We start from the raw sequence: 22,051 nt of genomic DNA on the forward strand, positions 1-22,051 counted from the left end.
GGCTCTCCGGCTGCGCCTGCGGCCGGGGTGACGTCACAGGTTTAAGTCCAGAGCCCGGTGCCGGAGACCTCCCGGCTCAATCCAGGGCTTGCAGCAGCGGGGTCCACTGGCTGCGAATCTCGCGCACGCTTGCCTCCCGACGGTCAAAGATGCTCGCGCCCTGCTCAGCTTCGCGCGGATAATGGATCCGGTCGGCGATCCGGCACAAAACCGGATAGCCTGCCTCCGACAGGCGCGCCTCCAGGCTGTTCAGCGTACTGGCCGAGCGGTTGACCCGGTTGGCGACCACCAGAATACAGGCCTTGCCCTTGCGGATCCGCTTCAGCTCTTCAAGCTTGGTCAGGAACTTCAGGCTGGCATCCAGGTCGAACACGGAAGGCAGCACCGGCACCACCACATGGTCGGCCTCGCCCACCAGATCCTTCATCCGCTCCCCACGCAGACCGCCGGGCGCGTCGACAATCAGATAGTCCAGTTCCTGCGCGGGAGCTGTTGTTTCCTTGCTCCAGTCGAGACGCTGGATAGCAGGCAGACTGCCGTCCCGCCGCTTGAGCCAGGACAGGGAAGACTTCTGACGGTCCGCATCCGCAAGCCCGGTGTCTTCGCCCCGGCCGGCAAAATAGGCCGCCAGAGACGTGGCAATAGTCGTCTTGCCTGCACCGCCCTTGGAATTCACCACCAGAATCGTTTTCATCCTCACCTCTTCCTTGCAGATCCAGCCAGCCCCAGCAGGGCCACCGCCTTGAGATCGAGCCCGCCATCGGGCGTTCGACCTGCGATCTGTGACCGATTCCTGTGACCGTCAGACCACAATAGATCAGGAAAGGGCCAATCAGGGAGTAATCCGGCTTAATTCCTGTGGCCGAAAGCGAGTATTTCGTGACGACAAAAAGGCCAGACTGCGGTATAGGATGTCCACCATGCATCTAATTACAAATACTCAAGATCTTGCCGAGGCCTGTGAACGCCTCTCCGCCCACGACTATGTTACGGTCGACACCGAGTTTCTTCGGGAAACGACTTTCTGGCCGAAGCTCTGTGTTATCCAGATGGCTGGTCCGGACGATGCCGTGATCGTTGACGCTCTTGCCGACGGGCTGGACCTTTCTCCGTTCTTCGCGCTGATGCGCGACGAAAAGGTGACCAAGGTGTTCCACGCCGCCCGGCAGGACATCGAGATCGTCTTCCATCTCGGCGGCCTGATCCCCTCGCCCCTGTTCGACACCCAGGTGGCGGCAATGGTCTGCGGCTTTGGCGATTCCATCTCCTATGACCAGCTCGTCTACAAGGTCACCGGCGCTCATATCGACAAGTCTTCGCGCTTCACCGACTGGGCCCGCCGTCCGCTGACCCAGAAGCAGCTCGACTATGCGCTGGCGGATGTGACCCATCTGCGCGACGTCTACCGCTTCCTGAAGGCGAACCTGGCCGAGCAGAACCGCAGCCACTGGGTTCAGGACGAGATGCAGGTCCTGACCTCCGAGGGCACCTATCACACGGAACCCCAGAACGCCTGGCAGCGCCTGAAGATGCGTGTGCGCAAGCCGGTGGAACTGGCCGTGCTGATGGAAGTCGCCGCCTGGCGCGAGACCGAGGCCCAGGGCCGCGACGTGCCGCGCAGCCGGGTTCTGAAAGACGACGCCATTTACGAGATTGCTGCCCAGCAGCCGCAGAATGTCGAAGCGCTTGGCCGCCTCAGAACCATTCCGCGCGGCTTCGAGCGATCCAAGCCGGCCGAGGAGATCCTCAAGGCCGTGCGCAAGGCGATGGCCATCCCGAAGGAAAAGCTGCCGAAGCTGCCGAAAGGCCGTCAGGCACCGGACGGATCAGCGGCGGCCGTCGACCTTCTGAAAGTGCTGTTGAAGCTCGTCAGCGAAGCCCATGGCGTTGCCTCCAAGGTCATTGCCACGGTGGAAGATCTGGAACGGATTGCTGCGGACGACCGGGCAGATGTGCCTGCCCTTGAAGGCTGGCGCCGGGAACTCTTCGGCGAAACGGCCCTGCGGCTGAAGCGCGGCGAAGTCGCCCTCGCCTTCCGCAACCGCCAGATCGTCGCCATTGACCAGGATCATCAGGACGCCCAGGCGGCTGAGTGAGACCTTCAGGTCTGCAAGCATGAAGAAGCGCCCCTTGGGCGCTTTTTTTGTTTCTGACACCGTCATACCGGGCTTGACCTGGAAGCCACAGCACTCGCCCGAGGCTCAGCCTGCCCCCTCTCCCTCAGGGAGAGGGCTGGGGTGAGGGAAACACCGGTCAAAGAGCCCTTCGGCATGCGGACGGGTAGCCCCTCACCCGGACCTTCGGTCCGACCTCTCCCAGAGGGAGAGGTGCCTTTGCCGCAAGGCTCAGCTCTTGAAAATTGACTCCCGACTTGAGAGGGCTGACTTGGTCCGCCTTCCCAACAGGCACGGATCATTCCAATTTGCCGGAAACCACAGCGCTCGCCCGAGGCACAGCCTGCCCCCTCTCCCTCTGGGAGAGGGCTGGGGTGAGGGAAACACCGGTCAAAGAGCCCTCTGCAAGAGGAAAGGCTGGCCCTCACCTGGACCTTCGGCCCGACCTCTCCCTGAGGAAAAGATGCCTTTGCCGCAAGGCTCAGCTCTTGCCGCTATGCCATTCCACGACCTGATCCCAAGGTTTTGCGGTACAAGCCGAACAATTGGATAGGCCCTTATTGGCACATCCTCCCAGCGGTCACCCCGGCCGCAGGCGAAGCCGGAGAGCTGGGGCCTACTCATTGGCAGAGCGACGGTTGTGGCGAGGGCGCAGGTCACATCTGGCCAGGCAAGAGGCTTGGGAACCCGGACACATCCAGCGCCCCTCGGCAAATGTCTCTTAGTGCTGGGGAGCTGCGACTAGGCCCCGGATCTCGCTACGCTTGACCGGGGAGACCACCGACAAATCCCTCACGCAGGCAGAACCGCGATCATGCCTTTGGTGCCGAGGAGTTTTGCCAGCTGGGCGAAGCGCTTGCGGACCCGTTCGCCGTCCAGCGGCGCAAGGCTCGCGGGGATGCGCAGGAGCACGACTTCTTCGTCGGCCAGAACCGAGGTCCTGGGCAGGATCCCGGCGATCGAGGCACTGAGGACCGAGGCGACCCGGAGGGCGGCGCCCAGGATCCTTGCCCGTTCGCGCAGGCGCTCCGTCGACAGGCTGCGGATGGCAGGTGACAGACCGCCGTCCCCCAGCCCCTGGTGACGGTAGAAGACCGCCGCGGCCAGATAGGCCCGGCCCGGATGATCGACGCCAACAAAGGTGGCATTGGCGATGATGTTGAGGCTCTGCTCGCCCCGGTAATCGGGATGGGCACGCCAGCCGAGATCCGACAGAAGACAGGCCGCATGGCGCAGGCGCCGCTCGCCTTCCGTCTCGTCGATCTTCAGCTCCTTGAAGATGCCGTCGGTCCAGGCGATCAGCTCTTCGGCATGTTCGGGAGAGCGGGCGCGAAGAACGGCCAGTTCACGGGCCGCTTCCACCACCGGATCCTGATCCTGGATCTCCTGGGGCAAGTTCTCGTGCAGCAGGCCTTCGCGCACACCAGCGGCCGACAGAACCACCTTGTCCGCCTTCATGCCGCGCAGCACGGCTTCCATGACCACTGCCCCGAAGGGGAGCAGCGGACGGCGCTGCTTGGAGACGACATTGGCAAATTCCAGGCTGTCGACCCCGTGCTCCATGAGCAGCTTGCAGAAGTCCGCAGCTTCAGCGGCCGACATCTCGTAATTGTGCATGACATGCATCGGATAGCCCTTCATGGCCATATGCATGCGCGCCAGAGACCGCCAGGTGCCGCCGACCGCGTAGAAATTGCGTTCCCCCGGGTTGAGCTCCGGCCAGACGTATTTCGACAGGCTGTCTTCGGCAATCTTCTGCGCCTTGACAATGTCTCCCTCGGATTCTTCCTGAAGCCTCAAGCCACCAAGCGGGAAGGTCTGGCCGCCATAAGGCGCGGCGCCATCCACCTTCACCAGTTCCAGACTGCCGCCGCCCATGTCACCGACGATGCCGCAGGGCTTCCACACGCCGGCAATCACGCCAAGCGCCGAATAATAGGCCTCTTCCCCGCCATCGAGAATGCGGACCGGCACGCCCAGGATGGACTCCACCTCCTGCACGAACTGCGGACCATTGGAAGCATCACGCGCCGCCGCCGTCGCGATCACATAGAGGCTCTCGATGCCAATATGCTCGCAGAGCGACCGGAACCGCTTCAGGGCTGCAAGAGCCATGGCAACCGAGGCTTCCGCCAGCTTGCCGGTGGACGCGACACCGCGCCCGAGCCCCGCCAGCACCTTCTCGTTGAACAGCGTGGTCGGTGTGCGCGAGCGGCGCTCATAGACCACGAGACGGACAGAGTTGGACCCGATGTCGATAACGGCAATCGGACCGGAACCATTCAGGCGACCACGTGCGGGAGGAAGCTTACCTGCCATCAGGCCGATCCCGGTCGCTGGACGAAGGGCCGCGGACGGCTGCTCTTGAGGGATTTGCCACGACCGGACAGAGAGGGATTTGTCATGAAATACTGATGGGCGTTGAAGGGCTCTTCATTGGCAGCCGGCGTGACGCGCTGATGGCTGCCGTCGGACAGGATCCGCCAGCTCTGCTGGTTGTCCTTGAGGTTCGCGACCATGATCTGGTCCAGCACCTGCTCATGCACGGTCGGCGTCAACAGCGGCACCAGCACCTCGACCCGGCGGTCGATGTTGCGCGGCATCATGTCGGCCGACCCGATGTAGATATGGGCTTCCGGCGAAGGCAGGCCATGGCCATTGCCGAAGCAGAAGATGCGGCTGTGTTCCAGGAACCGGCCAACGATGGACTTCACCCGGATATTCTCCGAAAGGCCCGGAATGCCCGGACGCAGACAGCAGATGCCGCGGATGATCAGGTCCACCTGCACGCCTGCCTGGCTGGCCCGGTAGAGGCTGTCGATGATCTGCTTGTCGACCAGCGAGTTCATCTTCATCCAGATCTGTGCCGGGCGGCCTGCCTTGGCATGGGCGATCTCGGCTTCCGTCAGCTCCAGCATGCGCGAGCGCAGGTTCACCGGAGACACTGCCAGCTGCTTCAATTCACCCGGCTGGGCATAGCCGGTGATGTAGTTGAAGATGCGCGCGGCTTCCTGGGCAATGCCCGGGTCATCGGTGAAGAAGGAGAGATCCTCATAGATCCGGGCAGTGATCGGGTGATAGTTACCCGTGCCGATGTGGCAATAGGTCTTCAGTTCCCCATGCTCGCGGCGCACCACCATGGACAGCTTGGAGTGGGTTTTCAGCTCGATGAAGCCGAAGACGACCTGCACCCCTGCCCGCTCCAGATCGCGGGCCCACATGATGTTGGCCGCCTCATCGAACCGGGCCTTCAGTTCCACCAGCGCGGTCACCGACTTGCCTGCTTCCGCAGCTTCCGCCAGAGCCTTGACGATAGGCGAGTTGTTGGACGTGCGGTATAGCGTCTGCTTGATCGCCACGACGTCCGGATCCTGAGCGGCCTGGCGCAGGTACTGCACCACCACATCGAAGGATTCGTAAGGGTGATGGACGACGATGTCCTTCTGCCGGATCGCCGCAAAGCAATCGCCGCCATGTTCGCGGATACGCTCCGGGAAGCGGGCCGTATAGGGCTCGAACTTCAGGTCGCTGCGTTCCAGATCTACGAGCTGGGACAGGTTGTTGAGCGCCAGCAGGCCATCGGCCAGGAAGATTTCCTTGTCACGCACGTTCAGCGCCTGGACCACGAATTCCAGCAGCGACGCCGGCGTCGTATCCTGGATTTCGAGGCGGATCACAGACCCCCGGCGGCGGCGCTTCAGCGCGCTTTCAAACAGGCGGACGAGATCTTCGGCCTCTTCCTCGATTTCCAGATCGCTGTCGCGGATGACGCGGAAGGCGCCTTTGCCACGGATTTCATAGCCCGGGAACAGTCGGCCAATGAACAGGCTGACCACCCGCTCGATGGCGATGAACCGGGTTGCGCCATCGGCCGTATCCGGCAGCCTGACGAACCGTTCGACCTGACCGGGAATGCGCAGCAAGGCGATCATGCCGCGGCCGCCGGAAACGGGGGCAAGATCGAAGACGATGGAAAAGCCGAGGTTCGGAATGAAGGGGAACGGATGGGCCGGATCGATGGCGAGCGGGGTCAGCACCGGGAAGATGTAGGACAGGAAATGGTCTTCCAGCCAGTCCACGTCTTCCGGCGTCAGCGACTTGGCATCGAGGATGTTGATGCCCTTGTCCGAGATCTCGCCGCGCAGCTCCCGCCAGATCGACTGCTGGGAGGCTTGCAGGCGGCGGACCGCTTCCGAGACCTTTTCCAGCTGCTCGCCCGGCGTCAGACCGTCGTCCGAAAGGGTCGCCACCTCGGCACGCTGCTGACCTCGCAGACCGGCGACGCGCACCATGAAGAATTCATCGAGGTTGTTGGCCGAGATCGACAGAAACCGCAACCGCTCCAGGATCGGATGGTTGTAGTTCATCGCCTCTTCGAGAACCCGGTGATTGAACTGAAGCCAGGAGACTTCCCGGTTGATGAAGCGGGAGGGAGACTCCATCAGCCCCTCCGCGCTGGGAAGGACATCCGGCGCGAGAGCTGCGGATGTCCCGCTGGAGGTCTCAACAGGCTGGGACAGATCGACGTTCTCGTTCACCCCGGTCTCCTCAGTAAAAGGCGGCCCTGATCCGCTCGTACTCTGGCTTTTACATAGCGCGCGATAGCCCCAAGGCCCAGAACCGGCCAGCAACCTGATTGCGCACCCTGTCAGTTATGCACTGTTTCCAATACCCGTCCGGCCAGCGGGCGAGTGATCTTGACCCGTCCCGCAAGAGCCTCCTTGTCGAGACGGTCCACCACATCGCAGGCGACCCCAAGTGATCGCTCCATGCGGACCACGAGATAGTCCACGACGGAGGGCTCGACGGAGAGCTGCCGGTCGGCGAAGAGCTTCACCAGCACCTGGCGCAGAAGGTCATCATCCGGCTCTTCGATTTCCACGGGCGTCGCTGCCCGCAGGCGCGACATCAGGTCCGGAAGGCGGATGTTCCAGGACACCGGCCAGGTCCGGCTGGTGATCAGAACGCGCACATCTGCCTGCCGCGCCGCATTGAGAAGATGGAACAATGCCGTCTCGTTGACACCCTTGTGGGCATCTTCCACGGCCACGGCACCGGCGGCAACCAGACCTTCGACATCGCCTTCGCCCAGATCCCTCGCAGCGATGATCGCAGCGTCCGTTTCCTGCCGCCAGGCTTCAACTAGATGGGTCTTGCCCGAGCCGACAGGCCCGGCCAGCATGATCACAGGCGACGGCCAGTCCGGCCAGCGCTCGAGAAGTTCGAAGGCCGCACGGTTGGAGCTGCCGACGAGATAATCCTCCCGGCCCAGAGCCTGCTCGTGGGGCAGATCCAGAGGCAACTGGCGTGGTGTCTCCGCCATGATACGCGCCTATTCCTCAGAGGCCGCACTGATGCGGCCGGTTCCGGTGTACAATGGGCTCGCTAGGTACTGCCTCAAGGCAAAGCGTGCAAGCACACCAATCATGGCGGCGGCCGGCACGGCGATCAACATCCCCACAAATCCAAAGAGATATCCAAAGGCAAACAGGGCAAACATGAGCACGACCGGATGCAGGCCCGTGCTTTCGCCCACCAGCTTCGGCTGGAAGACATTGCCTTCCAGGAACTGGCCGACCGCAAAGACCAGACCGACAGCCGCAATCATCGTCCAGTCGGGCCAGAACTGCACCAGCGCCACGCCCATGGACACGATAAACCCGAGGCTGGCCCCGACAAAGGGAATAAAGCTGATCAGGCCCGCACCAATGCCGATCAGCAGCCCGAAGTTCAGCCCCGTCAGCGCTAGACCGATGGCATAGAACAGACCGAGCAGGACACAGACCGACACCTGACCGCGCACGAAGCCTGCGACCGCGCCGTCCATTTCGCGGGCAAGTCCCCGGATTTCATCCACATGCGGCCGGGGCAGCCAGCTGTCGATCCGGGCAACCATGTTGTCCCAGTCGAGCAGCAGATAGAAGGCAACAACCGGAGTGATGACAAAGAGAGACAGGACCGAAAGCAGGGCCTGACCGCCGCTCCAGACGGATTTCAGCAGCTCGCCGATCCAGGACGCGCCCTGCTTGATGATGTCCCCCATGGAGGATTGAAGATCATCCACCTTGAAGCCGGTCATGTGGGTCAGCCGCTCGCCAATGTTGCTGGAGACGAGCCCCTGCAGCTTGTTGACCAGTTCCGGCAGCTTCTGCAGGAAACCTGCGAGCTGGTTTCCGAGCACCGGCAGTACCAGAATGAAGAAGAGCACCAGCAGCGCCACGAACACCAGCAGGATCGTCAAGGTGGCCCAGAGCCGGTTCATGCCAAGCTTCTCAAGCCGGTCACAGACGGGATCCAGCAGATAGGCGACCGCCATACCCGCCACGAAGGGCAGCAGCACCTGCGAGAAGACCATCAGAAACGCAATGAATGCAATCAGGGACAGGGCCCAGAATTGCAGCTGGCGGCGAAGGGTCATGGCGGGGATCTCGCTCCGTTTCAAGGTCTCAAGCAGGCATTCGCTCACGTCCCTGCACTTAGGGAGGCCCCGGGGGCAAGGTCAAGCCCGCCAGCGCCACTCCGCTCAAGGTTCCCGCATTTGCCCCCGCTCTCCCCTGTTTCGCATGCTCAGGACCTGTTTTGCGGGAAAGCATGCGATCCTTGCTTCAAACACGTGTCCAAACCGTCCCGGGATCCGCCTCCCCCTTGTTTTCCGAAGCGCCAACCTGTATGCGCGGGCACACAGACAGATGCACGGCAACCGGAGAGCCGCCATGAGCCAATCCACGCCCTCGGGACAAAATGGTCTGACCTACGCAGCGGCAGGTGTCGACATTGACGCCGGCAACGAGCTGGTCCAACGGATCAAGCCGCTGGTCAAGGCAACCCGCCGTCCGGGCGCAGACAGCGACATCGGCGGTTTTGGCGGATTGTTCGACCTCAAGGGCGCAGGTTTCAAGGATCCGATCCTTGTTGCCGCCAATGACGGCGTCGGCACAAAGCTGAAGATCGCCATCGACACACGGCAGCACCGCACCGTCGGTATCGACCTCGTGGCCATGTGCGTCAACGATCTGGTCGTTCAGGGTGCTGAGCCGCTGTTCTTCCTCGATTATTTCGCCTGCGGCGCGCTCGACGTTGACACGGCCACCGACGTGGTTGCCGGTATCGCCGATGGCTGCAAGCTTGCAGGCTGCGCCCTGATCGGCGGCGAAACCGCCGAAATGCCGGGCATGTATGCCAAGGAAGACTATGACCTCGGCGGCTTCTCCGTTGGCGCTGTGGAGCGTGGCGAGCTTCTGCCGCGCCCGGACATCGGCGAAGGCGACGTCCTTCTCGGCCTCTCCTCCTCGGGCGTTCACTCCAACGGCTATTCGCTGGTCCGCAAGATCGTCGAACTGTCCGGCCTGTCCTTCGAGGCAGACGCTCCTTTCGAGCCGGGCAAGAGCCTTGGCGAAGCGCTGATGACGCCGACCCGCATCTATGTGAAGCCGCTTCTCGCAGCCATCAAGGCAACCTCCGGCATCAAGGCGCTGGCACACATCACCGGCGGCGGCCTGCCGGAGAACCTGCCGCGCGTGCTGCCAGACGACTGTTCTGCCAGCATCGACCTCGACACGATCAAGGCTCCGGCCGTGTTCAAGTGGCTGGCTCAGGCCGGCGGCGTTGCCGAAAAGGAAATGCTGCGCACCTTCAACTGCGGCGTCGGCATGGTTGTTGTCGTTGCGGCTGACGAAGCCGACAAGGTCGCAGACATCCTGACCGCTGAAGGCGAAACCGTCTTCCGCATCGGCACGATGACGAAGGCGGGCGATGCCCGCGTGGTCTTCGACGGCTCTCTGGGCCTGACCGCATGAGCCAGCGCAAGAAGGTCGCGGTCCTGATCTCCGGCCGGGGCAGCAACATGCTGTCCCTGATCTCGGCTGCTCTCGACCCGTCCTATCCTGCGGAAATCGCGCTCGTTGTCTCGAACAATCCGGGCGCGGGCGGTCTTGAGCGCGCCGCCGAATTCGGCATTGCGACCGCTGTGCTGGACCACCGGAACTACAAGGGCAACCGGGACGCTTTCGAGCGGGACATGGATGCCCTGTTGCGGTCGCACGGGATCGAGCTGATTGCTCTTGCCGGGTTCATGCGGCTTCTGACGCCGTTCCTGGTCAATGCCTGGCAGAACCGGATGATCAACATCCATCCCGCCCTGCTGCCGTCTTTCAAGGGCCTGCACACCCACGAGCGGGCTCTGGAAACCGGCGTGCGCCTTCATGGCGCGACCGTTCACTTCGTCTCAGCCGAGATGGACGACGGCCCGATCATCATGCAGGGCGCCGTGCCCGTACTGGACAGCGACACGCCTGATGCACTCGGCGCACGGGTTCTGACGGTTGAACATCAGATCTACCCGAAGGCCCTCGCCCTGGTCGCCAGCGGCGTTGCATCGGTCTCCGGCCACAAGGTCGTCCTGAGCAAGGAAGATCCGGAACTGGCCAGCCAGACCCTTCTGGCCCCCTGATCCACTCTCAATAGACAAAAGCCCTGGACGCATTGCGGAAGGCTTCGGCAAGCGCATCGCGGAACAGGATCGCGCTGCGTCTCGCTGGCTTGCGGGCAAGCTCCAGCATGGCCAGGTCCACATGCAGCGGCTTGGACAGGGGAATGATTTTCATGTCATCGCCTGCAAAGAACGATGCAGTCAGCCAATCGACGACGGTGATCAGACGGGTGTGCCGGGCAAGGCCGATGGCAAAGGGAATGGTGAAAGACGAAAGTGGCCGGTGAAGGCTGATCCCGCGCTGTTCGAGATTGTCGGCAATCAAGCTGCCCATGGGCGCATTCGGATTGTGCATGACGCTGCCATGCGCCTCCAGATCCCTGAGATCAAAGACCGTCTTGTGCGACAGAGCGTGACCATTCGGAACAACGGCCACCAGAGGAAGCCGCCCAAGCATGGTCTGCCGCAACTCGGTCGAATTGGGCATAGACCCGCCAACCCCGACATCGGCCGTTCCATCGCGCAGGGCCTCCACCTGCGAGCGCAAACCGCCGCCTTCGACCTGGATATCGAGGTCAGGGATCTCATGATAGAGCCGCCCCACCGCCGCAGGCAGAATGGACATGCACAGCGCGGTCGAGGCGACAATCTTGAGGGATTCGCCCGCCCCCCGCCGGATGGATTCCACACTCGTGCTGACAGAGTGGAGCCGCTCGAACAAACCGTTGCTGTCATCGTAAAGCCTGTGCGCTTCCCAGGTCGGCTCCAGTCGGCCCCGCACATTGTCGAAGAGATCGAGTTCCAGTTCCCGTTCAAAGAGAGCCAGATGGCGACTGACAGTCGGCTGGGAGAGCTTCAGCTTCCGGGCAGCTTCCGTCACGCTGAGTGTTTCAAATACGGTCCGGAAAACCTGCAGCCTGTGAAGATTAACCTTGTCCATTCAAGCCCTTCCCTCGCTGAACACCTTCACACCCCCGGCTCTGCCAGAAAAACGCCGCCTGAAAACGCTCATTTCTGCGCCTGTTTTTTAATCACACATGCCGATTTTCAAGGCCATGTCACAAAATTAGTCTTTGTAGTCAGCTTCACTCATAGCTCAAACGAATGAACCACGTAAATATCTTGCGTTGCACGAAAGGGGCAATTTCTTTTGAGTGGCTCCAAAGGAGTTCGACATGCCCATTTTGCCGTTCATGTTTCTGTTTGCTGCGCTCTTCTCGGGAGCGGCAATCGCATATTTTGTCGGGGGTGCGTCGATTCTCGCGTTCATCACCCTGGACAAGGCGCGGTATCTCGCCGCCCTGCCCCAGCGTGCCATGAGCCAGCTTGACCTGTTTGCCTTCCTGGCAATGCCGCTCTTCATCCTGACCGGCGAACTGATGAACCGGGGCGGCGTCACCGAGGCCCTGATCCGGTTTTCCATGTCGATCATGGGCCGGTTCAAGGGCGGCCTCGGCCATGTGAACATCCTGACCTCCGTGTTCTTCGCCGGCATTTCCGGCTCGGCGACAGCCGATGCCGCAGCGCTTGGCAACACGCTGGTTCCGACCATGGAAAAGCAGGGTTACAGCCGCGAATATGCCACGGCCATCACGGCGGCCTCCTCGATCATCGGGCCGATCATTCCGCCGTCGATCATCCTGATCTTCTACGGCGCATTGCTGAACACGTCCGTCGTAGCGCTCTTCGCCGCTGGCGTTGTGCCGGGTCTGCTGCTGGCTGCCGTGCTGATGGTCGTCAACGGCGTGATTGCCCACCGCGAGAACCATCCCGGCGGCGACAAGGCGGATATCCCGCCGTTCTTCCAGTCCCTCTTCACCGCTCTGCCTGCGCTCTCCCTGCCGGTCATCATCCTGAGCGGCGTGCTGTTCGGCTGGATGACCCCGGCTGAAGCGGCGGGTGTTGCCTGTATCGCCGCCCTTCTTGTCGGCGCGATCTACCGCCGCCTGTCCTTCAAGGACATCCACGAGGCCTGCACCCGCACGGTCGTGCTGTCCGGCGCGGTCTTCATCCTGCTGGTTGCCATCGCCACCTTCGGCTATCTGACGTCTCTCGAGCACCTGCCCCAGAAGCTTGCCAGCCTGATTGCCGGTCTTGGCCTCGGCCCGATCGAATACATGCTGGTGCTGAACCTCATCCTGCTTCTGGCCGGCATGATCATGGACGTGAAGGCAGCCGTTGCCCTGCTCGGCCCGCTTCTGATCCCGCCGGCAATCGCCATGGGCGTCGACCCGGTCCACATGGGCATCCTCGTCGGCTTCAACCTGACGGTTGGCCTTCTGACCCCTCCGCTCGGCGGCGTGCTCCTGATCCTGACGACCGTGGTCGACATCGGCTACTGGCGCCTGGTCCGTGCAACCCTTCCGTTCCTTGTCGTTGAGCTGATCCTGCTCGGAGCGCTCATCTTCATCCCCGAAATCTCGCTGGCTCTGCCGCGTTACCTTGGCCTTCTGGGCTAACCTTCACCGAGGAGATAAGAATGAAAAAGATGCTTATGGCTGCGACTGTCAGCCTGATGGCCCTGACCGGCTCTGCTTACGCAATGGATCCCGTTGTCATCGCCTTTGCTGGCAATGAAGACCTGAAGAACGACGCTGAATTCGTCTTCATCAACGGCTTTGCCGAAAGCCTGGCCAAGCATGGCGTCGAAGTGGAAATCCACCCGGCCGATTCCATGGGCAAGGAATCCGATCGTCTGGACCAGACCTCCCAGGGCCTGATTGCCGTGAACGTCGGCAATGGCGGCAGCCTGTTCAAAGTGTCCGACACCGCCCGTGGCCTGTTTCTGCTGTTCCTGATGTCCGATGAAGCCGACTTCGACAAGAACGTCGACCAGTCCGGCATCATGGCCAAGATCAACGAGGAAGCCGCCAGCCATGGTGTGCGGATCGCTGGCTTCCCGATGCGCGGCGGCACGCTCGGCCTCTTCAACAACGAAAAGCCGGTCACCAAGCTGGAAGACGTCAAGGACATGCGTCTGCGCGCCCAGAACGGCGATCAGCTGAAGTTCTTTGAAGCCTGGGGCGCCCGCCCGACCGTCGTCAGCTGGGCCGAAACGCCGAACGCGCTGCAGACCGGCGTTGCCGTTGGCCACCTGAACCCGCCGTCCACCGTTGTGGCAGCCGGTCAGGTCGACCTGCTGAAATACTTCACCCCGATGGATGCTGGTCCGGTCCCGAAGGTCACGATGTTCTCGGACGACTGGTATCAGTCCCTGAGCGATGAGGAAAAGGGCTGGGTCGACCAGGCAACCGCCGATGGCATCGCTGCCAACCGCGCATGGGCGAAGGAACAGACCGCCTATTTCGAAAAGGTCATCATCGACGGCGGCATCCAGATCACTCCGCTGGAAGAAGGCGAGCGTGAAAAGTTCGTCGAAGCCACCAAGGCTGTCTGGGCGCAGACCGTGCCCCAGGAAACCATCGACCTGATCAAGCCGTCTTCAAACTAAGCGTAGCCCCGTAGGATAAAATCATGAAATCCATCGCAAAAGCCCTGATGGCCGCAAGCGACACCGTCGATAGAATTCTACGGGGAACCGCCATTTTCTTCCTCTGTCTCATGGTCGGAGCCATCGTCCTGCAGGTCCTCGCCCGCTACGGATTTTCGGCTCCGCCCGCCTGGACGGAAGAGGCTGCCCGCTACTGTATGGTCTGGGTCGGTCTTCTGGGCGCCAGCGTCTCCTACAAGATCGGCTTCGATCCGGTTCTGGTGAAGCTGCCCAGAAAGCTGTCCCCGGCCCTGCGTGTGATCACCGCCTTCTTCCGCGGCGCGAGCGTTTTCATCTTCCTCTCGCCGATCCTCTGGTACTCGTTCTTCGGCCCTGGTCAGAACGTCTCCCGTTCCTTCCTGATGCGGAACCTGAACACGATGGCTGAATCCATCGACATGCCGCTGATCTTCATCGCGATCACGGTTCCGATCTTCATTGGCGCGATTTTCCTTCACGGCCTTGCCCACATGGCCAGCGCCTTCCAGGCCGACAAGCATTAAAAGATCAAAGCATCCAATGACCCAGCAAGACCTCGCCTCCCTTCAGCAAGACACCGAGTTCCTTGACCGCCTGACCGAAATCCGCCGGGACATCCACCGGCATCCGGAAACCGCTTTCGAAGAAGTGCGCACCGGCAACATCGTGGCCGAGTTCCTGCAGAACCTCGGCATGGAGATCCACCGCGGCCTCGGCAAGACCGGCGTTGTCGGCACGCTGAAGGGCAAACGTCCCGGACAGCGCGTGATCGGCCTCAGAGCAGACATGGACGCCCTCTTTATCGAGGAAAAGACCGGGCTTGACTATGCCTCCACCGTTCCGGGCAAGATGCATGCCTGTGGTCACGATGGCCATACCACCATGCTGCTCGGTGCGGCTGAGAAGCTCGCCAAGGACCCGGACTTCGCCGGCACCATCCACTTTATCTTCCAGCCGGCCGAAGAAGGCGTCGGCGGTGCAAGGGTGATGATCCAGGACGGTCTGTTCGAGCAGTTCCCCTGTGATGCAGTCTATGGCGTGCACAATGCGCCCAAGGAGCCACTCGGCTTTACCAGCACCCGTCCGGGCTCCTTCATGGCAGCGGGCGACACCTGGGAAGTGCGGTTCAAGGGCACCGGCGGACATGGCGCCATGCCTCATCTGGGCACAGACCCGACCATTGCGGCCGGTCAGTTCATCGCCTCCATCGGTTCGCTGATCTCGCGCAAGGTGCCGTCCAATGACGCGGCCGTCGTCTCCGTCGGCCACATCAGTGGCGGCGATTACAACAGCCCGAACATCATTCCGGCCGAAGTGACCATCCGTGGCACGGCCCGCAGCTACCGCCCGGAGGTCCGGGACACGCTGGAGGCCAAGATCGAGCTTCTGGCCAAGAGCTGTGCTGCCGGTCAGGACGTGGAAGCCACGGTAATCTACACCCGCCGCTACCCGCCGCTGATCAACACGCCGGAAAACACGGAGATTGCCGTCAAGGCCGCCTCCACAGCCTTTGGAGAGACCATGGTCGACCCGAAGGCTCCGCCGCTCGGCGGAAGCGAGGACTTTTCCTTCATGCTGGAAAAGGTTCCGGGCGCCTATGTGATGATCGGCAATGGCGATGGCCCGGGCTCCGCCATGGTCCATACCCCGATGTTCAACTTCAACGACGCGCTCATTCCCTATGGCATCGCCTACTGGCTGAATGTCGTGGACCTGGAACTCGGCGAAGCCGCAGCCGCCTGAGGCTGGCCGGACATTTGCACGAATAAAAACAAGCCCGCCGGATGGCGGGCTTAGACTGATGACAAAGGGTACCTGCTTCCCGTTCGTCATGGTCGGGTCAAGCCCGACCATCTGCAAGCCATTGACTTGTTTAGATCCTCGGCTCAAGGCCGAGGATGACGGTGGAGAGGGTTTACCTTTGTCATCACCCTCACAAGCCCGCCGGATGGCGGGCTTGCTCATTTTGGAAGAGGTCCGAGCCAGTCTTACTTGGCCCAGCTCTTGACCAGCTCGTCATAGTTGACGGTGATCGGCTGTTCCTTCTCGTTCTCGATCTTCAGCTGCGGAGCAAGGTTGCCCTTCTTCACAGCGTCGTCGTGCCAGTACTGAAGATCATGCTCTTCAGCCAGCTTCGGACCGAGATCGCCCTGGACGCCTGCGCGCTCCAGACGCGACAGCACCTTTTCCTGTTCCTCGCAAAGCGAGTTCATCGCCTCCTGAGGGGTCTTGGTGCCTGCAGCCGCGTCCCCGACAGCCTGCCACCAGAGCTGCGCGAGCTTCGGATAGTCAGGAACGTTGGTTCCGGTCGGCGACCACTGGAGACGGGCCGGTGAGCGGTAGAACTCGACGAGACCGCCCAGTTCCGGCGCCCGCTTGGTGAAGCTCTCATCATCCAGCGTGGACTGGCGGATAAAGCTGATCGCCGTATGGCTCTTCTTCAGATCGACCGTCTTGGAGACGACGAACTGGGAATAGAGCCAGGCAGCCTTTGCACGGTCATCCGGCGTGGACTTCAGGATCGTCCAGGATCCCACGTCCTGATAGCCAAGCTTCATGCCGTCCTTCCAGTAGACGCCATGCGGGGACGGTGCCATGCGCCACTTCGGCGACCCATCCTCGTTCACGACCGGCAGACCCGGCTTGACCATGTCCGCAGTGAACACGGTGTACCAGAAGATCTGCTGAGCCACTTCGCCCTGAGCCGGAATTGGGCCGGCTTCGGAGAAGGTCATCGACTGCGCCTGCGGCGGAGCATAGTTCTTCAGCCATTCAAGGTATTTGGCGATGGAATAGACCGCTGCCGGACCATTGGTGTCACCGCCACGGGCAACGCAGGAGCCAACCGGACGGGAGTTCTCGTCCACCTTGAGGCCCCACTCATCGACGGGCAGACCGTTGGGAATGCCCTTGTCGCCGTTGCCTGCCATGGACAGCCAGGCGTCCGTGAAGCGCCAGCCGAGCGACGGGTCCTTCTTGCCATAGTCCATATGGCCATAGACCTTCTTGCCGTCGATTTCCCGGCCGGTGAAGAACTCGGCAATGTCCTCATAGGCAGACCAGTTGACCGGAACGCCCAGGTCATAGCCATATTTTGCCTTGAAGTCGGCCTTGTTCTTCTCGTCGTTGAACCAATCGTACCGGAACCAGTAAAGGTTCGCGAACTGCTGGTCGGGCAGCTGATAGAGATCCCCATCCGGAGCAGTGGTGAAGGATGTTCCGATGAAATCGGCCAGATCGAGGTCCGGATTGGTAACGTCCTTGCCCTCGCCTTCCATCCACTTGGTCAGGTTCCGCGCCTGCTGATAGCGCCAGTGAGTGCCGATGAGATCGGAGTCATTCACATAGGCATCATAGACGTTCTCGCCGGACTGCATCTGTGTCTGCAGCTTTTCGATGACGTCCCCTTCACCGATCAGGTCATGAGTGACCTTGATGCCGGTGATCCGCTCGAACGCGGGGGCGAGCACCTTGGACTCATAGTCGTGCGCCGTGATGGTTTCCGAGACGACCCGGATGGACATGCCCTGGAACGGCTTGGCCGCATCCACGAACCACTGCATTTCCTTTTCCTGGGCGGCACGGTCGATCGTGGACATATCCCCGATCTCGCTATCCAGGAACTGCTTTGCCTCTTCCATTCCGGCGAGCGCCTGGCCCGTTCCGGCAGCCAGGGCAATCAAGCTGGCCGTCATCAAAATGTGCTTCCGCATGTATTCCTCCCATTGCGTTGCACGTCACGAACCCGGCTCAAGGTCTCCTCCCAGCGCCGGGGCACCACCCGCTACACGAAGCGGAATACGCCGAGGGCGTAGACCACCGAGAGAGCGAGAGACCACCACAGGCTTGGTCCTACCAGGCCAAGCCATGCGATATTGATGAATGCGCTGCCGAGCAGCGAGATGAACAGCCTGTCCCCCCGCGTCGTGTTCAAGCGCAAGATGCCGAAGCGGGGATTGCCGCCGGGCGAGAGATATTCCCAGAGCCCCATGCCCGCGAGCAGCAGGGCAATGACGGCAAAGAAGGTGCCTGTCTGCCAGGTCCAGGCCATCCAGCTGAGATCGATCATGTCAGACTCTCCCCAGGGCAAAGCCCTTGGCGATGTGATTGCGGACAAACCAGATGACCAGAGCTCCCGGGATGATCGTCAGGACCCCGGCGGCAGCAAGAACGCCATAGTCGAAGCCGGTTGCGGAAGAGGTACGGGTCATGGCCGCCGCGATCGGCTTGGCATCCGTCGTCGTCAGGGTGCGGGCAATCAGAAGCTCGACCCAGGAGAACATGAAGCAGAAGAAGGCGGTCACCCCGACGCCCGAGGCGATCAGAGGCATGAAGATCTTTCCGAAGAAGCGCGGGAAAGAATAGCCGTCGATATAGGCCGTCTCGTCGATCTCCTTCGGCACGCCCGACATGAAGCCTTCCAGGATCCAGATCGCCAGCGGCACGTTGAAGAGGCAATGAGCGATTGCGACCGCAATATGCGTGTCGATCAGGCCGAACGCAGAATAGAGCTGGAAGAACGGCAGGATGAACACGGCCGGCGGGGCCATGCGGTTGGTCAGGAGCCAGAAGAACAGATGCTTGTCGCCCAGGAACCGGTAACGCGAGAAGGCATAGGCAGCCGGCAGCGCCACCGCGATACAGATGACCGTGTTCATCACCACGTAGATCATGGAGTTGAAATAGGTCTCGTACCAGGACGGGTCGGTGAAGATCACCATGTAGTTCCGCAGGGTCGGCTCTGCCGGCCAGAGGCTCAGACCGCTGAGGATCTCGTTGGTGGTCTTGAAGGACAGGTTCACCAGCCAGTAGATCGGGATGATCAGGAACAGCACATAGAGCGTCGGTACCAGCCAGCGGAAAGACCAGCTGCGGCTCTGCTTGTGCGCGGAATGGGCCCGGACCAGAGCATCGACCGGATAGGCCTGCGTGGATTGCGTGTCAGTGGACATAGAGTTCTCCTCAGTGCCGGTCTTCGTCGGGCTGGGTCGTCACCGTGTAGAAGACCCAGGACGCCAGAAGCACAATCAGGAAGTAGATGATGGACATGGCCGAGGCCGGACCGAGGTCGAACTGCCCGACCGCCATCTTGACCAGATCGATGGACAGAAAGGTCGTGACACTGCCAGGTCCGCCGCCGGTCACCACAAAGGGCTCGGTGTAGATCATGAAACTGTCCATGAACCGCAGCAGGATGGCGATCTGCAGCACCCGGTTCAGCTTGGGAAGCTGAATGAAGCGGAACACGCTCCAGCGCGAGGCGCCGTCGATCTTGGCCGCCTGATAATAGGCGTCCGGAATGGACATCAGACCGGCATAGCAGAGCAGCACCACCAGGCTGGTCCAGTGCCAGACGTCCATCAGGACGATGGTGAACCAGGCATCCAGCGTGTCACGGCCGTAGTTGTAGTCAAACCCGAGAGAGGTCAGCACGACACCGAACAGGCCGACGTCCGTGCGGGCAAAGAGCTGCCAGATCGTACCGACCACATTCCACGGAATGAGCAGCGGCAAGGACATGAGCACGAGGCAGACCGGGACGCCGAGCCCCTTCTTCGGCATGTTCAGGGCGATAATGATGCCCAGCGGGATCTCGATCCCCAGAACGATGGCCGAGAACAGGAGGTTGCGCAGCATCGCTTCCCAGAAGCGGCTCGAGTGGAGAACCTCCTCGAACCATTCGGTGCCAGCCCAGAAGAACTGGTTGTTGCCGAACGTGTCCTGAACCGAATAGTTCACGACGGTCATGAGCGGGATCACGGCCGAAAAGGCGACCAGCACCAACATCGGCAAAACCATGAACCAGGCTTTGTTGTTCCAAGTCTTGTCCATGGATCAGGCTCCAAGTTCCACACGCCAAGAATCGGCGTAGAGGTTCATCCCAGCGGTGTCGAACTGCACATGCGGATCGGCGGGCAGGCTTTCATCTTCCCCGGCGAAGGCTGCGATCTCCTGGCCGTCGAGAACGGCCCGGATGATCTTGTGGCGTCCGACATCCTCCACCTTGCGGATCTGGACAGGCAGTCCGCTGGTGCTGATGCGCGTGAATTCGGGACGGATGCCGAGGTCGGTCTTCCGGCCGGCAAGGTCGGGAGCGGCTCCCGGAAGCTCCACCGAATGGTCCCCGATACGGGCCATGCGGCCGTCTGTGTCCACCGGCAGAAGGTTCATGCCGGGAGAGCCGATGAAGTAGCCGACGAATGTGTGCATCGGCCGCTCGAAAAGTTCAGCTGGCGTTCCGATCTGCACCACCTGGCCCTCGTACATGACGACGACCTGATCAGCGAAGGTCAGGGCCTCGGTCTGGTCATGGGTCACGTAGATCATCGTATGACCGAAACGGCGGTGGAGCTTCTTCAGCTGGGACCGCAGCTCCCACTTCATGTGAGGGTCGATCACCGTCAGCGGCTCATCGAAGAGGATGGCGTTCACGTCCGAGCGGACAAGCCCGCGTCCCAGCGAGATCTTCTGCTTCTTGTCTGCCGTCAGACGCCGCGCCTTGCGGTGCGCACCATCCGACAATCCGATCATCTCCAGGGTTTCCTTGACCTTCGCGTCGATGATCTGCTTCGGGACATTCCTGTTTCGCAAGGGAAAGGCAAGATTCTCGTAGACACTCATCGTGTCGTAGACGACCGGGAACTGGAACACCTGCGCGATGTTCCGCTCCTGGGTGGACAGATTGGTCACATCCTGATCGTCAAACCGCAGATGCCCGTGAGATGGCTGCAGCAGACCGGAAATGATGTTCAGCAACGTGGTCTTGCCACAGCCTGAAGGCCCCAGCAGAGCATAGGCCCCGCCGTCCTCGAAGGAGTGGTTGATCTCGCGCAGGGCGAAATCCTCCGGCTTCTGGGGGTCCGGATAGTAGGAGTGCCGGATACGGTCGAAGGTGATTTGCGCCATGACGTTCTCCCTCAAGCCGCCGTGTGGAATTCATATTCGACCGCCCGGCCTTCGGCATCGAAGACCATCAGGTTCGAAGGTTCGAACAGGACTTCAACCGGATCATCCGGATCCAGTTCCAGCACCCCAGGCGTCAGCATGATCCAGTCCGTATCGGCGAAGGTGAAATGCACGAAGCTCTCGGATCCGGTGATTTCCGTAATGACGGCGCGGGCGTGAATGGAAACGTTGTCCTGAGCGGTCGCCCGGGTCATCAGGTGATGCGGCTGAACGCCGATCGTGTAGGTTCCGTCGGCAAGATGCTGCAAATGCGCCGGCACCGGGAAGGACACCGCGTCGCCGTGACGGATCTGTCCGTCCCGCTTTTCGACACTCAAGGTGTTCAGGGGCGGATCGGCGAATGTCCTTGCACTGGTCAGGCTCACCGGCCGGCGGAATGTCTCCACCGTCGGACCGAACTGCACCATGCGCCCTTCACTCAGGACCGCCGTGTTGCCGCCCAGAAGCAGGGCCTCCTGCGGCTCGGTGGTCGCATAGACGAAGATCGCACCGGACTCGGCAAAGATCTTCGGCAGTTCCTCGCGCAGTTCCTCGCGCAGCTTGTAGTCAAGGTTGGCCAGAGGCTCGTCCAGAAGCACGAGGCTGGCATTCTTCACCATGGCGCGGGCAAGCGCAGTGCGTTGCTGCTGACCGCCAGAGAGATTGAGCGGCGTGCGGTCGAGATAGGGCGTCAGGCGCATCAGGTCTGCGGCCCGGCGGACGTCCCTGTCGATGGTGACAGCGTCGCGCCCGAGAACCCGCAAGGGAGACGCGATGTTCTCATATACGGTCAGAGACGGGTAATTGATGAACTGCTGGTAGACCATCGCGACGTTGCGCCGCTGGACGGGAACACCGGTCACGTCCTTGCCATCAAAATGGATGGTCCCGGAGGTCGGCTCGTCCAGCCCGGCCATCAGTCGCATCAAGGTGGTCTTGCCCGCCAGCGTCGGGCCGAGGAGCACATTCAGCGTGCCCCGTTCCAAGGTCAGTGAAACATTCCGGATATGGTCGGCACCGCCGACCGTCCTGCGGACGTTGCGCAGTTCGAGCATGCCATTCCTCCTCCCAAAGGGGCCGGTTCTTCCGGCTTTG

The 22,051-nt window shown here is 61.6% G+C and carries 19 protein-coding genes; 7 read left to right on the forward strand and 12 right to left on the reverse strand.

The genetic code is table 11. The features are described 5' to 3' along the window. Positions 1-76 precede the first annotated feature (76 nt). A complete protein-coding gene (locus BUA94_RS15795; RefSeq protein WP_073014268.1) occupies positions 77-694 on the reverse strand; it encodes a ParA family protein in 618 nt (205 codons plus the stop codon). 226 nt (positions 695-920) lie between these two features. Here BUA94_RS15795 and rnd point away from each other — a divergent pair, with 226 nt between their 5' ends. Next, positions 921-2,096 carry a ribonuclease D gene (gene rnd / locus BUA94_RS15800; RefSeq protein ID WP_073014419.1) on the forward strand — a complete coding sequence of 392 codons (1,176 nt, stop codon included), beginning with the start codon at positions 921-923 and terminating at the stop codon, positions 2,094-2,096. Between the two features lie 810 nt (positions 2,097-2,906). On the opposite strand, the gene BUA94_RS15805 is transcribed toward rnd, so the two are convergent. The 4 genes from BUA94_RS15805 to BUA94_RS23845 all read right to left on the reverse strand — a co-directional run bounded on the left by BUA94_RS15805 (position 2,907) and on the right by BUA94_RS23845 (position 8,532). Next, positions 2,907-4,433, reverse strand: a complete 1,527-nt coding sequence (locus tag BUA94_RS15805) for a Ppx/GppA phosphatase family protein (protein ID WP_073014269.1) — start codon at positions 4,431-4,433, stop codon at positions 2,907-2,909. Beyond that, the gene (locus BUA94_RS15810) at positions 4,433-6,556 is read right to left on the reverse strand and encodes an RNA degradosome polyphosphate kinase (protein WP_139251179.1); all 2,124 of its coding nucleotides are present in this window, start codon (positions 6,554-6,556) and stop codon (positions 4,433-4,435) included. Before BUA94_RS15810 ends, BUA94_RS15805 begins: the two co-directional genes overlap by 1 nt. Before the next feature lie 206 nt (positions 6,557-6,762). Further along, on the reverse strand, positions 6,763-7,437 hold the full coding sequence (locus BUA94_RS23840; RefSeq protein ID WP_073014271.1) for an HdaA/DnaA family protein: 675 nt from the start codon (positions 7,435-7,437) through the stop codon (positions 6,763-6,765). A gap of 9 nt (positions 7,438-7,446) precedes the next feature. Next, positions 7,447-8,532: an AI-2E family transporter gene (locus tag BUA94_RS23845; protein ID WP_073014420.1), complete on the reverse strand. Its 1,086-nt coding sequence runs from the start codon at positions 8,530-8,532 to the stop codon at positions 7,447-7,449. Positions 8,533-8,827: 295 nt separating this feature from the next. Here BUA94_RS23845 and purM point away from each other — a divergent pair, with 295 nt between their 5' ends. After that, positions 8,828-9,910: a phosphoribosylformylglycinamidine cyclo-ligase gene (purM, locus tag BUA94_RS15825; protein WP_073014272.1), complete on the forward strand. Its 1,083-nt coding sequence runs from the start codon at positions 8,828-8,830 to the stop codon at positions 9,908-9,910. After that, a complete protein-coding gene (gene purN, locus BUA94_RS15830; RefSeq protein ID WP_073014273.1) occupies positions 9,907-10,563 on the forward strand; it encodes a phosphoribosylglycinamide formyltransferase in 657 nt (218 codons plus the stop codon). Before purM ends, purN begins: the two co-directional genes overlap by 4 nt. A gap of 7 nt (positions 10,564-10,570) precedes the next feature. Here purN and BUA94_RS15835 read toward each other — a convergent pair whose 3' ends face one another. After that, on the reverse strand, positions 10,571-11,482 hold the full coding sequence (locus tag BUA94_RS15835; RefSeq protein ID WP_073014274.1) for a LysR family transcriptional regulator: 912 nt from the start codon (positions 11,480-11,482) through the stop codon (positions 10,571-10,573). A 235-nt stretch (positions 11,483-11,717) separates the two neighbouring features. Here BUA94_RS15835 and BUA94_RS15840 point away from each other — a divergent pair, with 235 nt between their 5' ends. The 4 genes from BUA94_RS15840 to BUA94_RS15855 are packed head-to-tail and all read left to right on the forward strand — an operon-like array spanning position 11,718 to position 15,754. Further along, a complete protein-coding gene (locus tag BUA94_RS15840; protein WP_073014275.1) occupies positions 11,718-13,001 on the forward strand; it encodes a TRAP transporter large permease in 1,284 nt (427 codons plus the stop codon). 20 nt (positions 13,002-13,021) lie between these two features. Further along, entirely contained in the window at positions 13,022-13,993 is a 972-nt protein-coding gene (locus BUA94_RS15845; protein ID WP_073014276.1) for a TRAP transporter substrate-binding protein, read from the forward strand. A 23-nt stretch (positions 13,994-14,016) separates the two neighbouring features. After that, the gene (locus tag BUA94_RS15850) at positions 14,017-14,535 is read left to right on the forward strand and encodes a TRAP transporter small permease (RefSeq protein ID WP_073014277.1); all 519 of its coding nucleotides are present in this window, start codon (positions 14,017-14,019) and stop codon (positions 14,533-14,535) included. A 16-nt stretch (positions 14,536-14,551) separates the two neighbouring features. Continuing rightward, entirely contained in the window at positions 14,552-15,754 is a 1,203-nt protein-coding gene (locus BUA94_RS15855; protein WP_073014278.1) for a M20 aminoacylase family protein, read from the forward strand. 245 nt (positions 15,755-15,999) lie between these two features. Here the strand turns inward: BUA94_RS15855 and BUA94_RS15860 are convergent, their stop codons facing one another. The 6 genes from BUA94_RS15860 to BUA94_RS15885 form a co-directional block, all read right to left on the reverse strand. Further along, positions 16,000-17,724, reverse strand: coding sequence for an ABC transporter substrate-binding protein (locus BUA94_RS15860; RefSeq protein ID WP_073014279.1), 1,725 nt, complete (start codon positions 17,722-17,724; stop codon positions 16,000-16,002). A gap of 71 nt (positions 17,725-17,795) precedes the next feature. Continuing rightward, positions 17,796-18,080, reverse strand: coding sequence for a DUF2160 domain-containing protein (locus tag BUA94_RS15865; RefSeq protein WP_073014280.1), 285 nt, complete (start codon positions 18,078-18,080; stop codon positions 17,796-17,798). 1 nt (position 18,081) lies between these two features. Then, positions 18,082-18,963, reverse strand: coding sequence for a carbohydrate ABC transporter permease (locus BUA94_RS15870; RefSeq protein WP_084082064.1), 882 nt, complete (start codon positions 18,961-18,963; stop codon positions 18,082-18,084). Between the two features lie 10 nt (positions 18,964-18,973). Next, positions 18,974-19,843 (reverse strand): carbohydrate ABC transporter permease, encoded by an 870-nt coding sequence (locus BUA94_RS15875; RefSeq protein WP_073014281.1) that lies wholly within the window; start codon positions 19,841-19,843, stop codon positions 18,974-18,976. 3 nt (positions 19,844-19,846) lie between these two features. Then, positions 19,847-20,917: an ABC transporter ATP-binding protein gene (locus BUA94_RS15880; RefSeq protein WP_073014282.1), complete on the reverse strand. Its 1,071-nt coding sequence runs from the start codon at positions 20,915-20,917 to the stop codon at positions 19,847-19,849. A gap of 11 nt (positions 20,918-20,928) precedes the next feature. Beyond that, entirely contained in the window at positions 20,929-22,011 is a 1,083-nt protein-coding gene (locus BUA94_RS15885; RefSeq protein WP_073014283.1) for an ABC transporter ATP-binding protein, read from the reverse strand. Positions 22,012-22,051 lie beyond the last annotated feature (40 nt).

This window comes from Roseibium suaedae, from assembly GCF_900142725.1.
GTDB classification, from domain to species: domain Bacteria; phylum Pseudomonadota; class Alphaproteobacteria; order Rhizobiales; family Stappiaceae; genus Roseibium; species Roseibium suaedae.